This is a genomic window from Halalkalibacter sp. AB-rgal2 (genome assembly GCF_041821005.1).
GTDB lineage: Bacteria > Bacillota > Bacilli > Bacillales > Bacillaceae_D > Halalkalibacter.
Map to the genome: position 1 here is coordinate 1 of NZ_JBGUAV010000043.1, position 13,000 is coordinate 13,000.

General features: G+C 36.7%; 22 protein-coding genes. 21 read left to right on the top strand and 1 reads right to left on the bottom strand.

The window, feature by feature from the left end; translation table 11 throughout:
* Positions 1-2,802: hypothetical protein (locus ACERJO_RS20375; RefSeq protein WP_373648696.1), on the top strand; the 2,802-nt coding region annotated here is incomplete at its 5' end.
* 254 nt (positions 2,803-3,056) lie between these two features.
* Here the strand turns inward: ACERJO_RS20375 and ACERJO_RS20380 are convergent.
* The gene (locus tag ACERJO_RS20380) at positions 3,057-3,452 is read right to left on the bottom strand and encodes a helix-turn-helix domain-containing protein (RefSeq protein ID WP_373648697.1); all 396 of its coding nucleotides are present in this window, start codon (positions 3,450-3,452) and stop codon (positions 3,057-3,059) included.
* Positions 3,453-3,616: 164 nt separating this feature from the next.
* On the opposite strand from ACERJO_RS20380, the gene ACERJO_RS20385 reads away from it, so the two are divergent.
* The 20 genes from ACERJO_RS20385 to ACERJO_RS20480 all read left to right on the top strand — a co-directional run bounded on the left by ACERJO_RS20385 (position 3,617) and on the right by ACERJO_RS20480 (position 12,897).
* Positions 3,617-3,853 (top strand): helix-turn-helix transcriptional regulator, encoded by a 237-nt coding sequence (locus tag ACERJO_RS20385; protein WP_373648698.1) that lies wholly within the window; start codon positions 3,617-3,619, stop codon positions 3,851-3,853.
* Positions 3,854-4,102 (top strand): hypothetical protein, encoded by a 249-nt coding sequence (locus ACERJO_RS20390; RefSeq protein WP_373648699.1) that lies wholly within the window; start codon positions 3,854-3,856, stop codon positions 4,100-4,102.
* An 89-nt stretch (positions 4,103-4,191) separates the two neighbouring features.
* Complete coding sequence (locus ACERJO_RS20395) at positions 4,192-4,461, top strand: helix-turn-helix domain-containing protein (protein ID WP_373648700.1); 270 nt, start codon at positions 4,192-4,194, stop codon at positions 4,459-4,461.
* Positions 4,462-4,471: 10 nt separating this feature from the next.
* Entirely contained in the window at positions 4,472-4,642 is a 171-nt protein-coding gene (locus ACERJO_RS20400; RefSeq protein ID WP_373648701.1) for an SET domain-containing protein, read from the top strand.
* Entirely contained in the window at positions 4,639-5,013 is a 375-nt protein-coding gene (locus tag ACERJO_RS20405) for a hypothetical protein (protein WP_373648702.1), read from the top strand. Before ACERJO_RS20400 ends, ACERJO_RS20405 begins: the two co-directional genes overlap by 4 nt.
* A 197-nt stretch (positions 5,014-5,210) precedes the next feature.
* Positions 5,211-5,369 (top strand): hypothetical protein, encoded by a 159-nt coding sequence (locus ACERJO_RS20410; RefSeq protein WP_373648703.1) that lies wholly within the window; start codon positions 5,211-5,213, stop codon positions 5,367-5,369.
* Positions 5,369-5,710: a hypothetical protein gene (locus tag ACERJO_RS20415; protein WP_373648704.1), complete on the top strand. Its 342-nt coding sequence runs from the start codon at positions 5,369-5,371 to the stop codon at positions 5,708-5,710. Before ACERJO_RS20410 ends, ACERJO_RS20415 begins: the two co-directional genes overlap by 1 nt.
* 83 nt (positions 5,711-5,793) lie before the next feature.
* Complete coding sequence (locus ACERJO_RS20420) at positions 5,794-6,750, top strand: RecT family recombinase (RefSeq protein WP_373648705.1); 957 nt, start codon at positions 5,794-5,796, stop codon at positions 6,748-6,750.
* Complete coding sequence (ssb, locus tag ACERJO_RS20425) at positions 6,743-7,168, top strand: single-stranded DNA-binding protein (RefSeq protein WP_373648706.1); 426 nt, start codon at positions 6,743-6,745, stop codon at positions 7,166-7,168. The genes ACERJO_RS20420 and ssb overlap by 8 nt, the downstream gene beginning before the upstream one ends.
* Before the next feature lie 21 nt (positions 7,169-7,189).
* A complete protein-coding gene (locus ACERJO_RS20430) occupies positions 7,190-7,522 on the top strand; it encodes a DUF6906 family protein (RefSeq protein WP_373648707.1) in 333 nt (110 codons plus the stop codon).
* A gap of 24 nt (positions 7,523-7,546) precedes the next feature.
* Positions 7,547-8,656 carry a hypothetical protein gene (locus ACERJO_RS20435; protein WP_373648708.1) on the top strand — a complete coding sequence of 370 codons (1,110 nt, stop codon included), beginning with the start codon at positions 7,547-7,549 and terminating at the stop codon, positions 8,654-8,656.
* A complete protein-coding gene (locus ACERJO_RS20440; protein WP_156315009.1) occupies positions 8,653-8,829 on the top strand; it encodes a hypothetical protein in 177 nt (58 codons plus the stop codon). Before ACERJO_RS20435 ends, ACERJO_RS20440 begins: the two co-directional genes overlap by 4 nt.
* A complete protein-coding gene (locus ACERJO_RS20445; RefSeq protein ID WP_373648709.1) occupies positions 8,807-9,007 on the top strand; it encodes a DUF6011 domain-containing protein in 201 nt (66 codons plus the stop codon). The genes ACERJO_RS20440 and ACERJO_RS20445 overlap by 23 nt, the downstream gene beginning before the upstream one ends.
* A gap of 13 nt (positions 9,008-9,020) precedes the next feature.
* Positions 9,021-9,548, top strand: coding sequence for a Holliday junction resolvase RecU (locus ACERJO_RS20450; RefSeq protein WP_373648710.1), 528 nt, complete (start codon positions 9,021-9,023; stop codon positions 9,546-9,548).
* Positions 9,549-9,594: 46 nt separating this feature from the next.
* Positions 9,595-10,398, top strand: coding sequence for a DNA adenine methylase (locus ACERJO_RS20455; RefSeq protein WP_373648711.1), 804 nt, complete (start codon positions 9,595-9,597; stop codon positions 10,396-10,398).
* Positions 10,399-10,502: 104 nt separating this feature from the next.
* On the top strand, positions 10,503-10,925 hold the full coding sequence (locus tag ACERJO_RS20460) for a hypothetical protein (protein ID WP_373648712.1): 423 nt from the start codon (positions 10,503-10,505) through the stop codon (positions 10,923-10,925).
* 91 nt (positions 10,926-11,016) lie between these two features.
* Positions 11,017-11,178, top strand: coding sequence for a hypothetical protein (locus ACERJO_RS20465; RefSeq protein WP_373648713.1), 162 nt, complete (start codon positions 11,017-11,019; stop codon positions 11,176-11,178).
* Positions 11,179-11,223: 45 nt separating this feature from the next.
* Positions 11,224-11,514, top strand: a complete 291-nt coding sequence (locus ACERJO_RS20470; RefSeq protein WP_373648714.1) for a hypothetical protein — start codon at positions 11,224-11,226, stop codon at positions 11,512-11,514.
* 350 nt (positions 11,515-11,864) lie between these two features.
* Positions 11,865-12,623 carry a Rha family transcriptional regulator gene (locus tag ACERJO_RS20475; RefSeq protein ID WP_373648715.1) on the top strand — a complete coding sequence of 253 codons (759 nt, stop codon included), beginning with the start codon at positions 11,865-11,867 and terminating at the stop codon, positions 12,621-12,623.
* A 73-nt stretch (positions 12,624-12,696) separates the two neighbouring features.
* Entirely contained in the window at positions 12,697-12,897 is a 201-nt protein-coding gene (locus ACERJO_RS20480) for an XtrA/YqaO family protein (RefSeq protein WP_373648716.1), read from the top strand.
* Positions 12,898-13,000 lie beyond the last annotated feature (103 nt).

Below are 13,000 nucleotides of genomic sequence, written 5' to 3' on the forward strand. Positions count from 1 at the left end.
TTAGAATCTCTTATAGAGAATAACTCAGCAAACAAACATTATGATGCAATTAATAGATTTTTAGAATTATTGCAGAATTATGGCAAGAAACAAAATATTTTTAAAGAAATTCCATTCATGAATGATGGCCCATTATGGAAAATTGATAAAGAAGAATATTATAATAAAATGCTTAAATATACAGTTGAAGTTAATACTGAAGTATCTAAATATTTAGCTTTGCCAGTGAACGCTATAGGTGATTTTCATAGACAATTGTATGGTCATTTTGTGCATGCACTTAGACTAGATAATAGCCAAAATAAATTTGCTTTAGTTAGTAATATAGCAGCCTTGTTGAGAAAGTGTTACATGCGATTAATGAATCAAGAGGCGAAGCAGATTCAAAAATTATTAAAAGATTACCCTTTTGAGAACTTGTCCAAAGATACTGAGACAGACAACTTTAATTCCATGTGGTTTGAATTGGTTATGTATCTTGCAGAAATGTATCGATTAAATAGTAACTTTGACCAATATCATGAACTAATGAAATTGATTGAGTCTAAAACTATTCATATGGACACTCAAAGAAAGTCTGAATACCTAATCGAGAGATGTAAGTTTTATATTACAGAATTCAATTATATAAAGGCGTTAGAATGTGTGAAAAAGATTCAAGGAGATATTTCTTTTGAAACACAAGTGAAAAAGGCATGTCTTTTAAGTCAGCTCCGATTAATGGATGATGCTTTAGATATACTTAAAAAGTGCTCCGCCTCTGTTGCACAAAAATCATATTCGGAAAATAAAACAGCAGCATTAATGAGTTATATTAATCTTTGTGCAAGATCCCTAAACTTATATGGAAACAGCTTAAATGACTTTTCGGATCAAGATTTTACAGATAATAAATATAATGTGAGGAAAATTCTTAATGAAAATAAGGAGAAGTTAATTAATAGCTTGTTTGCAGCAGAACACAAGAAAAGAGAGGAGCTCCAGGCATTCAACCCTAATACATACACGATTACATACGGTACTACACCAACTGAAGTAACAGATGCTTTCATTGATGCTTACCGCTATTTGCTTGTTCAAGATAATTTGTGCTTACCCATATTTAGTGACCATAGACAACTCATTACCAAAGCTTGTACTGAGTTAATTTTAAAGAGTGAAAATCCGCTTTGGAAATGGTCTTATGTCATTAGAACAGATGATGCAAAAATGATTAAAGCATTTTTTACAAAAGAAAGAATTGTAACAGCAAGTATTGAGTGGACTCGGAAATTATTTGACCAACTAATATTGCTTTTAGAAGATCTTCAAGAAAAAAGGTACACTCATTATACTAAGCAAATAATATCACAGGAAGCAATATTTATTGTTTTACCGAGATTATGTAGCGTACTAGATGATGATAGGATTATAAAATTCTTGGACAAGATTTATGAAACTATACCCAAAGTTAATGATATAAATAAAAATGATATTATTAACGCCTTATGTGGAATATCATATTATTTTAATTCAAATATATTAAAAAAAAATATTGATAAGGTTCTAAAGCAACCTTCATCAAATGCTATTGATTTAGCAAGATTTTTCCGAAATATTAAGAATGATGGTATGCAGGACCAAGTTTCACATGATTTAATATTAAATACTATTGATGAAGTAAAAAGTGAAGACATTAATATTCGTAATAATGCACTAAGGAAGCTTGCATTGTTGAATGAAAGCAATCTGCTTTCGGAATATCATGAAAGAGTTTCTGAAGCAATTTGGAATCAAATAGATAAATATAATCTTCCAAAGTCTGGGATTTTTTCTGTTGTTTTGTGGGAGGATTTACCTCACCCTTCAGAAGTATCTTTTAAAGAAATCTATACCTCATATCTAAAGAATCCTGATTTTCCTCGTTGTGTGAAAGAAGGGGCTATACATGGCTACGGTAACGTAGATCGTGTAATTCAATCTTACAAATATAATTTTTATGCATTATCATACTTTAGTGATAATAAATACACTACACTTGATTGGGAAAACGATACAATCAATTCTATATTGGAGTATCTTTTTGAATACTTGGAAAATGAAAAACGGTTAATTCTTGAAGATAAATATGATGATATATTCTTGCAAATGTTCGGGCAAGGGGAAGAGGCCAAGAAATATTTTTCGAAATTGAGTGAGATAATTGCTTATGTTATTACTCAAGCCGCCATTTCTGGCAGTTATGATAACTCTGTAAAGTACTTGGTTAGCAAAATAAAAGGGGTATTTCAGGAAACAGATACTTCAATATTATGTATAAATATATTAGAGAAACTTGTAAGTAATAATTGGCAAAACGTGTATAAAGATATTATGAAGCAAATTATGTCAGGTTCTCTAGAACATACATCACAAGCTTTTACTGCTTTAGATATTGTAGTTGTATATAAGAATTTTAAAAATAAGGACATTAAAATAGAGAATGAATTACTAGATCTTATTAAGTCCCTAAAGTATATGGACGTAAAAAATAGTCGATCAATTCTTTTACATTTATCACCAATTATTACTAGGGAAATGTTCTTAACATCTCAATTTAAGAATGTAATTATTTCATCATTACAAGACTGCTTGGACATCTATGAGATTGCAATTACTGACATTAATAAAGATTATTTAGATGCATTATTTAACTTGTCTAATTTGACTAATCGATATTATGATGAGTTGAAAAATCATCAGATTGAAATTCCTAAAGAGATGAATCAACTGATTGATAATCTGAGAAAGTTGCCACTTAATGAAGTTAAAAATATGTGGTAGATAAATCATTTCAATAAGTGATAGCAGTTGTTCTACAATCGAGCGCTAATGTTGGATAAGCAAGGAAAAACAGATATACACTATGCAGTACAACCGTACTATTCAATAGAAAATTCTCCTCCATAATCGGAGGAGATTACGGAAGATATCTAGCCTAACTCCTATGAACTGCCCTGTAATTGTAGAGAAGATATATTGATTCCCAATATTGAGCAAATAAAGAACGACACCTCTCTTTCTAAGGTGCCGTTTTTTTATTTGTTTTTATCAAGTTCCTCCTGCTGAATCAAAAACTTCAGATAATTCCGCACATCCTCACGCTTCTTTTCTGGAGCAGATAAATAGTCCTTTAGGAAAACCTCTGTTTCCGGATCCATAAGAGCTTCATCTACTTTTCGTTCAAGGCGTTGCTCTTCGGTTTCGATACTCTCAGTATCTGTACGACCGAGGAGGTAGTCTGCAGATACCTCTAATAAATCAGCTAATTTATTGACAGTTTCTAATGGTGGTTGCTTTGAACCATTTTCATAAGAGGTGTAAGACGAACGAGCTACTCCAATTTTTTTAGAGACGAATTCCTGTGTCCAACGAGAATCATTTTTTTTAAATTCTTCTCTTGCTTTTTTTAGACGAGAAGCAAATATGTTCATATAGTTACCCACCATTACTTTATTTAATAATAATAATTATACATGTTACTAGAGGTGACATAAATAAATGTCACTAAAAGTATTAATTTATTGTTGACAAGTCACTTAAAGTGACACAATATAAAGTTAATTAAGTCACTATCGGTGACATGGAGGTGATATAATTGCGAATTTGGTTAAAGCAAATACGTGAAAGAAATAAAATGACACATGAACAAGTAGCTAAAAAAAGTGGGATTTCACGTAGTTTCTATACTCATATAGAGAATGGAACAAAAGATCCAGGTGTAACAGTTGCAAAAGCTCTAGGTAATTCGCTTGATTTTAATTGGACTCTTTTTTTTGAAAGTGAATGTCACTTAAAGGGACATTTCGATTCCCGTCATAAGGGGGTTATTTAAATGCCACAAAACGCAAGGGCTGTCCCACTCAATCCGCAGCATATACATGCCCCAAAGGGGGCGAATGCTTTGGATTCCAAAACAATCACGAATGGCAACACCATTGTCACGATTCACTCTTCTCTTGTAAATATGTCACCTGAGCAAATTCAGGAATGGTTTGATCAGGCAATCGAAAGAGGTGATCCAGTTGCATTAAGCTTAGTGACAGCCGTATCGAATATAGTTCATGCAAAAGATCAAACATAACTCAATTTTACTAGTTAACTAGTCATTTTGTTGTTAATGCCTTGCAAGTTATGTGCAGATATTGCACATGAAGGAGGTGAGGGAGAAAGATGCAGTTTGGATCAATACTTAAGAAAGTGAGGTTGAACGCTGAGTTAAGCCAAGAAGAATTAGCAGAAAAGATGTTTTTATCTCGTAGCGCAGTCTCGCGATTGGAAAATGACAAGTTGGAATTAAAAGCGTCTGATTTGATTAGATGGTTCCAAGTAACGAATGCACCAGAGGTAGCAGCAGCGGTTATATGTGGTGTAGACATTGCAGCACTCATTCAATTGTTATCAAGTTTATCGATCATCGGATGGATTAATTTCATTTTATAGGGAGGCTCACATGAAAATAGCAAGGAGTACTTACTGTGGTGAGTGTCATGAGGATTTTAAAAATGGCCAAGTTGTTTGGTATGCATCAATAGAAAATCATTCATTCTGCAGTAACTGTAAGCCGAATTTAGATATTAAAGATAGGGAACCAAGAAAAGTACCTGGAGGCGATGAAAAATGAAATTGAAAGCATTAGAAGGATTCAATCGAGCGGAAGTGCAGCTAGTCATCGATACATTGCGATTAAGTATGAGAGGGAAGTCTGAACCATCCAAGAAGCTCGTTGAGATTAGCTTAAATAAAGTGTTAGAGCATGGTGTCAATGCAGAGCTTGACGGAATGGAAATGAAGCTGATTACTCGTTCTTTAATGAATAAAGCGTTACTACTACATGCAGTGTATGGCATTGAAGCGAAAAAGACGGAAAAGAAGTTGATGTATAACCTTGCTCATACGGTATCGATGAGACGTATTGATTTTCAAAGGCAGTATGGTCCATCCATCGAGAAAATTGAAAAAGCGCAAACTGCTGGAACAGTTCACGCTTCATAAAAAATATGGCCTTATAAAGATTTTATCAACTATATGTTGATTCGGCAAGCATCAATGTTGGCTTTGCCGAGGGAGCCATGACGATCCATGTCCACCCCAAAAGACGTTGCTTATTGATCCTCCTATCTCTCAACGTCGTGGCTCCCTCGGTGCAGCTGGCACCAAGAACTTTGATAAAAGAATAGGAGGCGTTTGAATTGATTAATGAAATTGCAGGCAATGTAGCAGTGAGAGCGTGTTCAAGTGATGAACACATGAATCAATGGTTAGTCGAAAATGGGGACGTAGAAGTGCTTGATTTTAAGTTTAGCGGTGTTGGTCAAGTATTAGTAGTCTACCGAAAGGAAGATGCATGATGGCTCGTTTACAGCATGGTGATCCGTTAGAACTGATTAAACCACTCATGTATAGGGAGAACATCGAAGGTGCCATTTCAGAGTTTGAACTGCCTATTGGTCGTAAAGCAGAGTATTTAGGCCAAGTCAGAAGTAGACGATTAAATGTTGAGGATTTACATCCTGAGTATATCAATGGTGAGTTGATGCATTATGAATTTATTGATCTACCTGGTGGGCACGAAGTACGTGTCGATGATGGTCATGGATTTGGTTGTTATTACACGTTTAAGGATTGGGACGAAGTGTTTGAATACTTTAAGGTTCCAAGAACAGAAAAAGATCACCAGAATGCCGTCTGATGATCCCGATCGATTACCTATACGAAAAAAACTATAAATAAAGTATAGGTAATCCTCCCCAAAAAATCAAGGAGGTTCTATAAATGAGTGAGGAAAAAGTTACTGATTTATCCCCTGAACAAAACAGTGATGAGCTTGCCAGTACGACAGGGTCATTACTGCACTTTTCTTCGGAAAAAATCAAAGTCATAAAGAATACGGTAGCGAAGGGTGCTACCGATGATGAATTAGAAATGTTTATGCATCTGGCAGAACGGTATCAATTGGATCCTTTTGCAAAAGAAATTTGGTTTGTGAAGAGACCCAAAAAAGTAAAAGACGCTCAAGGGAATTGGGATTATAAACGACTTCCTAGTGGTGAAATTGATTATGAAGGTGTAGATCCAATCATCATGACAAGTCGTGATGGTTATGTAAAGGTAGCGCAGAGCGATGAGGACTTTGAAGAGTTAAATAGTTTTGAAATTAGATCGAAAGATAAGTTCCACTTTAACCCTATGACCAAGGAGATTCAGCATGAGTTTGGTGCTGATCGTGGTCAAATAACAGGTGCTTGGGCTGTGTGTAAAAGAAAAGGGAGAGAACCAGCCATTATTGTAGTGGATTTTCAGGAATATAAGAATGCTGCAGGTAAAAATCCTGTGTGGGATAACTACCCTAGTTCGATGATACGAAAAGTGGCAGAAGTTATTGTGCTAAAAAGGCAGTTTAATATCAGTGGATTAGTTACACAGGAAGAAATGCCAATGCGTGAGGTGATTGAATATGATGATCCTAACATTAAGCGCTTGGAGTCTAATCATGGAAATAAGAATAAGGCGTTGGATATTGATGACGAATGGAAAAGATTATCTATTCGAGTGAAAGAATTAGGTTCGAAGCTTGGTCTAGGCAAAGAGCAAATGGAGTCAATTGCTTTGTTTGAATTGGAGATTGACGGTAACCCCAAAAATTGGAGTCTTAATGACATGAAGAGAACGGTTGAATATTTAGAAGGAAAAGTAGATGAGCATGTGGGGGATGATGAACAAAATGCTTAATCGAGTCGTGTTAGTTGGACGTTTAACACGTGATCCTGAACTGCGGTATACACCAACTGGAGTTGCTGTTGCAAACTTTACGCTTGCTGTAAATCGAACGTTTTCAAATAGGCAGGGAGAGCGTGAAGCGGACTTCATTCATTGTGTTGCTTGGAAGAAGTCAGCAGAAAATGTCGCGAATTATTTAAAGAAAGGTCATTTAGCAGGTGTAGATGGTCGAATTCAGACTCAAAGCTATGAAAACAACGAAGGGCGTAGAGTTTTTATTACTGAAGTTGTGGCTGAAAGCGTGCAGTTTATGGAGACTCGTCGTTCAGAAGGCAGTCAATCAAGTAGTTATGGTGGACAAGCCTCAGAAGATCCATTTGCTAATGGAAGTCCACCAATCGATATATCGAGTGACGACCTTCCGTTTTGATACTCGTGAGGGGAGAATGCAATGGAACATAAAGTACCAATCCCTCACGACTATATATGGATGACTGAGGGTTATGAGAATCGTGCAGTCTTATTCAGAAGGTATGTCTTAGGCTACTTAGCCAAAAGTCATCCCGATCTCTCCCTTATAAGAATTGAAGGAATGACAGCTATCTGTGAGAGGAAGGAGGGATTCAAAGTTATGAAACAAGGAAAACGTCCTACGAAGCGTCAAAAGCTGTTAATGGAGCAGAGTGGACTGAATGATAGGGAATGGTTAGTGGTGAAGTCGCTTAGAACAGAAATACATTTGGTTCATCGTGAGAAGGAAGACCAGTTGGTTATCTATTTATAACATTCAATTAAAAGAGGTGAGGCAATGTCTAGCTTTCCGTTCAACACCTATAGTGGCCTTTTGACAGCTGATCATTATAAACGGATGGGTAATGCGATTTGGTTATTCCTCTGGTGCATCAGTTCTACAACGAAAGAAATCGAACGTGACGGTGAAACATGGGGCATTGTCTTAGGTAATAAACCTATTAAGAATGGGGAAATTGCCGTTCAATTTGGTGTGGACACCAAGACCGTCCAGAGGTGGATTGATAAATTGAGAGACGAAGATTATCTCAGAACAACCAGAGCACCTTATGGATTAATTTTCACTGTGAAAAATTCAAAGAAATACAGATCAGACAAAAAAGTCTGTTCTGAAAATGATAAGACAAAAATGTCTGATCAGTCGGACAGAAATGTCGGTTCTGAAAGAGAACAGACAAAAATGTCTGAACTGGATCAGACAGAAATGTCGGATCACACAGACAAAAATGTCCGATCTAATAAAGATACTACAGAGATATTACAGATTACTACTACTAATAATAATAAAGATTCATCGTTCAAAGGAGAAAGTGGCGGGGTGTCGCTCCCCGGTCCATTGCGTGACGATCGTCAAGATGTCGCTCTTGATGCAGAAATACCACATACTCCTAGCGCAGAAGACGAAGTGGACAAGCTGGCCAATCGTTATATTGAGTTAAGAGCTACTGGACTCCACATAAAGGCTGATGACTACCAAGCTATTCAACGAACGTTAGCAGAAGTGCCATTCACTGAAGCTATAAAGCTATTAGAATCTTGTTTTTTAGATTACGAGAAAACGAAAAGACCAGGACAAAAAATTAATTCTTTTTCGTACTGTGAGCCTTACATCATTGATCGGCATCATGAGAATGTGGCTCGACTTGAAGCCAGAAAGAATGCACAAAATTCACAGAAGAAGACCAAATCAACTGCAAGGTTTAATCAGCATCGTAAATATAAAAATACGAGAAGAGATACGTTGCCAAAGTGGCTTATAGAAGAGCAAGAAACCGCACAAAGCTCGGTTAATTCTGAACCAAGTATTGAAGCTGTAAAACCTGAAAAGAGCTTTGCAGATTTGCTAGAAGAACGCAAGAAACGAAAAGAACAAGGAGTGATGACATGAATCAGCATGGATTGCTGAGATCGGCCATTGATGCCAAAAGAGAAGAACTGATTGACCATTTAACTACTAGTCGCGATATAAACCGTAATGAGATTGCTAGTCTGACACTAACAGAATTACAAAGCATGTTACGAAAGGCAGGGGTAACCTATGACCGGGATAGTGCAGTGTAAACGTTGTGGAAGGGTTCTTAAGTCAGATAGTAGTCGAAAGAAAGGATATGGTCCCACTTGCGCTAAGAAGGTAGCAGAAGAGCCACAAGAGTTAGATTTAATTGAATTGCTAACCGAAGCTCACAAAGACCACGAGCAGAATTTTATGGATGAATTGAATGAGGAACTAGCTGGATAAGGGAGGGATATGGATGGGATACGGTAATCGAGGAATGGCCTTTGAGCATTTAATCAATATCACGAATCAACAGTACATTAGTAAGGGTATGGCCATCATCAACAAGAGGCCTACTCCTGTTAAAGTGCTTAAATCTCAAGGTAAGCGAGTAATTAGTGGCTTTTTTGAAGAAAAGTCTACCGTTGATTATGACGGTATCTACGAAGGGAAATCGATTGTATTTGAGGCGAAGTCAACAGGGGAGAAGCGCTTCCCATTATCAATGCTTTCTAAGCATCAATACGATTATTTAGAACTCGCACATAAGAACGGAGCTATCGCCTTCCTGTTGGTGGAGATACGACCTTTACATCGTGTATTCCTTTTACCAGTTGAAACGATCCGTCATTACATGGAGAAAGCCAAAAAAGGCGGGCGTAAAAGCATTCCGTTAGATGATCTTGATGTATACACATACGAGGTTAACCGTGGCAGAGGGGTGGCATTGGATTACCTTGCTGTTGTAGATAAGTTGAAATTGGAAAGAACGTTGAGTGGATGAGAGGGCCAAAGGTATTCTATGAACTTGAGGGAAGGAGATTTATTTTTTGATGATACCAAGAATATTACATTATCCCGGTAGCAAATGGAGCATGGCTGATTGGATTATTAGTCACTTCCCAGAACATGAAACATACTTAGAACCGTTCTTTGGATCCGGAGCAGTTCTCTTCTCAAAAAAAAGGAGCAAGCTCGAGACTGTAAATGATCTTGATGGTGAGGTGGTTAATCTTTTCAAAGTAATTAGAGAAAGACCAGACGAATTAGCACACGCTATTAGATTAACACCGCATAGTCGAGAAGAGTATTACCATAGTTATCTTGAGTCAGAAGATGATCTAGAAAGAGCAAGACGGTTAATCGTTCGCTTATGGCAGGGGCGTGGAGGGAAAACGGCACATCGAACTGGTTGGAGAAGCATGATTGAGATGAATGGGCCATTGCCAGGAAAAGAATGGCTTCAATTTCCTGAAAAAATAGCTTCAGTAGCAGAGCGACTAAAAGGAGTACAAATAGAAAATCAGCCAGCTATAAAGTTAATACAGCGATACTCGAGGCAGAATGTATTGATATATGCAGACCCACCTTATATCCTTTCAACTCGGACGACAACTAGTTACAAACATGAGATGTCAATCGAACAACATATTGAATTATTAGAGGTTTTAGAGGTACATCCTGGACCTGTTATTTTATCAGGTTATGCTCATCCGCTTTATGATGAAACCTTGAGTAACTGGCGTCGTGAAAGGAAAAAAGCGAAAGCGGAAGGGGGAGCAAAAAGAGAAGAAGTCCTTTGGATAAATCCTGTTGCTATTGAAAATGGGATTTTTCAAGAAAGTTTATTTTAGTGATAAGTACTGTTTTGAGAACCGCAACGCATGAAAAGTATAATAGGGTGCTCTTTTGGTGAGTGCCCTTTGTTTATAAGTTTCACATATTGAGGAGGGGTAAGATGGATGATTTACCAGACAAAATAATCGAACTTGACCAAATTCGAATTAATAGAGGAATAGAAAAAATATGTAAGTGTGAAAAACGTAGATTTGTTATAGATACAAGAAATAGACGAGTTAATTGTAGTAGCTGCGGATCCGTTGTCGATCCTTATGAAGCAATGTACGAATTAGCAACAAATGGACAAGAGTTACAAAGGCAGGTAGAGAATTTATTAGAACAAAGGAAGCAGATAGCTAGTTATAAGCCTTGGTTAGTGGTTATTAAACGATTAGAGAAGGATTACCGTGGTCGAAAGATGTTACCTAATTGTCCGCGCTGTCATGAACCTTTCTATCTGGAAGAGTTAACATCGTGGACCGGGAGAGCTTATGCCGACGCTCGCATAAGTAAGTGGAAAGAGGATAATGACAATCAATGACGTTAAAGGAAATACCCTACTACCGAATCCCTATGAGGATAACAGTTCGGGATTACCAATAGTAGAGTACTAATGTGAAGGAGGGTTATTGATGAAAAATACAATTGTTTTACAAACGGACGATAAGGATTTCAAGCATTCTATTTCGGAGTTTCTCTTCAAGCATTGTAAAGACAATGATGTACATGTGGATATTTATGAAATGAATAAAGTGGGTTCAATTAAAGTTATGGAAATTGTTAAGGCGAAGTAATGGACTGTAGAGGGATACTATGCAAAAAAATGGAGGTTTTAAATTATGAATACTTTAAAAGTTGTTGAAGAAAAAGGTTTAGAAGATGTTCAAGTATTTCAATTGTGTGAATGTGATGCAGTAGCAAGCTACTCCTTAGATGGGGCTAAAGCTTACTACAAGGAACTGACAGGACTATCGGATGAAGAATTATACAGTGATGACGAGGTTGAAATTGTTTCATTTGATAAAAAGGTTCGTAAGAGAGAAGACGATGACGAGTTAATTACAGTTCGAGAGATTGTTGAAGCTTATTGGGATGGTAATCCTTTCATAGCTGTTACAAAAGGATGTTAATGTCATAGTCCGTCCAAATTGTAAAGGAGTGGAAACGTGTTTACAAAACTAGCTATTTGGTACTTAAGGAAAAAGAAAAGTTCTGTGCTTATTGGTTTTGAAATCAAGAATGGTTATGTCAAATCTATTTATAATAATGCATTCACCTATGAAAATCGTTTGGAAAACGTTGATTATAGGACATGTGACGATGAACCTTTATCTTTACCTCAAGGCAAATTTTATATAAGTCGAAGGTGCAAAGTTAGTAAGTAACAAAATAAGAACGGTCTATGTTTAGCATAGGTCATCAAGGACCGTCCCAATAATTTAATAGCCTGGCCGAACTAAAAGTAAGGAGGAGTGAAATGATGAGTAAATTGAGTTTGGTATTCGTTAAAAATAATCGAGTGGTTACAGATAGTTTGATGGTCGCTGAAGCTTTTGAAAAAGAACATAAGAACGTTCTTAAAGACATTAGGGAGCTAGGTTGCAGTAAAGAATTTGGACAGCTAAATTTTGAGCAGTCCTCTTATCTAAATTCTCAGAATAAGTCTATGCCTAAGTACTTAATCACTCAAGACGGTTTCACGCTACTGGCTATGGGATACAGCGGGAAAAAGGCAATGGAATTCAAAGAAAAATATATTGCGGAGTTTAACCGGATGAAAGAACAAATTCCCGCTCCAAGCGTCGCTTCTTACATGATCGAGGATCCGATTGAACGAGCTAAGCAGTGGATAGAGGAGCAGAAAAAGGTACAGCTGCTTGAACAACGTGCAGCATTATACGAAGAGAAAGCTAATTATGTTGATGAAATTCTTAAATCAAAAAATACTGTCACCACGACTCAGATCGCCAAGGATTATGGTATGTCAGCGAGAACATTGAATCAAATTTTAAAAGAGGAAGGTATCCAGTTTAAACAGCGTGGTCAATGGCTTCTTAAATCTACTTACCACGATAAAGGATATACAAAATCTTATACGGTGGATATCGAACGTTCTGACGGGACACCAGATGTGAAAATGAATACACACTGGACACAAAAGGGAAGGCTGTTTATCCATCGAGTACTTGAAAAAAGGGGCATAGTTGCGATGATGGACCAGGAGCTAATGTCAGGATAACAAAAAAGCCATTCCTCTCGGAATGACTAAGTACTGGTAACACTTATTATATCATATCCGAGGGGGAACTGGTATGAGACTGAAAAATGTAGAAATAAATCCTAACTCTGGTAAAATAGAAGTAGATATCTTAAAAGAAGATAAGCCTTTTGTCATAGTTGTGTCTGATGGAAGAGCTAGATTAACTGAATTACCGTCTCATGGAGAGACAAAGTTGGTAACCCATCAGGGCAAGGTGAAGAGGGTAAAGTTTGATGAGGGGGAGGAGTTTTAATGAAAAAAATAAATACTCTTATTTCTAAGTTTGTTTACAAAGTATTTAAAGAAAAAACAAAATGGCAGATAATCAAGAAAACTGTCTACTATTTACTTTCTAG

What these genes read in the sequence shown, in the direction of transcription:
- ACERJO_RS20445 (WP_373648709.1), top strand. Translation starts at nt 8,807, where the DNA reads ATGACCGGGATAGTGCAGTGTAAACGTTGTGGAAGGGTTCTTAAGTCA.
- ACERJO_RS20405 (WP_373648702.1), top strand. Translation starts at nt 4,639, where the DNA reads ATGAAATTGAAAGCATTAGAAGGATTCAATCGAGCGGAAGTGCAGCTA.
- ACERJO_RS20390 (WP_373648699.1), top strand. Translation starts at nt 3,854, where the DNA reads ATGCCACAAAACGCAAGGGCTGTCCCACTCAATCCGCAGCATATACAT.
- ACERJO_RS20430 (WP_373648707.1), top strand. Translation starts at nt 7,190, where the DNA reads ATGGAACATAAAGTACCAATCCCTCACGACTATATATGGATGACTGAG.
- ACERJO_RS20460 (WP_373648712.1), top strand. Translation starts at nt 10,503, where the DNA reads ATGGATGATTTACCAGACAAAATAATCGAACTTGACCAAATTCGAATT.
- ACERJO_RS20465 (WP_373648713.1), top strand. Translation starts at nt 11,017, where the DNA reads ATGAAAAATACAATTGTTTTACAAACGGACGATAAGGATTTCAAGCAT.
- ACERJO_RS20475 (WP_373648715.1), top strand. Translation starts at nt 11,865, where the DNA reads ATGAGTAAATTGAGTTTGGTATTCGTTAAAAATAATCGAGTGGTTACA.
- ACERJO_RS20440 (WP_156315009.1), top strand. Translation starts at nt 8,653, where the DNA reads ATGAATCAGCATGGATTGCTGAGATCGGCCATTGATGCCAAAAGAGAA.
- ACERJO_RS20450 (WP_373648710.1), top strand. Translation starts at nt 9,021, where the DNA reads ATGGGATACGGTAATCGAGGAATGGCCTTTGAGCATTTAATCAATATC.
- ACERJO_RS20470 (WP_373648714.1), top strand. Translation starts at nt 11,224, where the DNA reads ATGAATACTTTAAAAGTTGTTGAAGAAAAAGGTTTAGAAGATGTTCAA.
- ACERJO_RS20415 (WP_373648704.1), top strand. Translation starts at nt 5,369, where the DNA reads ATGGCTCGTTTACAGCATGGTGATCCGTTAGAACTGATTAAACCACTC.
- ssb (WP_373648706.1), top strand. Translation starts at nt 6,743, where the DNA reads ATGCTTAATCGAGTCGTGTTAGTTGGACGTTTAACACGTGATCCTGAA.
- ACERJO_RS20420 (WP_373648705.1), top strand. Translation starts at nt 5,794, where the DNA reads ATGAGTGAGGAAAAAGTTACTGATTTATCCCCTGAACAAAACAGTGAT.
- ACERJO_RS20400 (WP_373648701.1), top strand. Translation starts at nt 4,472, where the DNA reads ATGAAAATAGCAAGGAGTACTTACTGTGGTGAGTGTCATGAGGATTTT.
- ACERJO_RS20395 (WP_373648700.1), top strand. Translation starts at nt 4,192, where the DNA reads ATGCAGTTTGGATCAATACTTAAGAAAGTGAGGTTGAACGCTGAGTTA.
- ACERJO_RS20480 (WP_373648716.1), top strand. Translation starts at nt 12,697, where the DNA reads ATGAGACTGAAAAATGTAGAAATAAATCCTAACTCTGGTAAAATAGAA.
- ACERJO_RS20380 (WP_373648697.1), bottom strand. Translation starts at nt 3,452, where the DNA reads ATGAACATATTTGCTTCTCGTCTAAAAAAAGCAAGAGAAGAATTTAAA.
- ACERJO_RS20435 (WP_373648708.1), top strand. Translation starts at nt 7,547, where the DNA reads ATGTCTAGCTTTCCGTTCAACACCTATAGTGGCCTTTTGACAGCTGAT.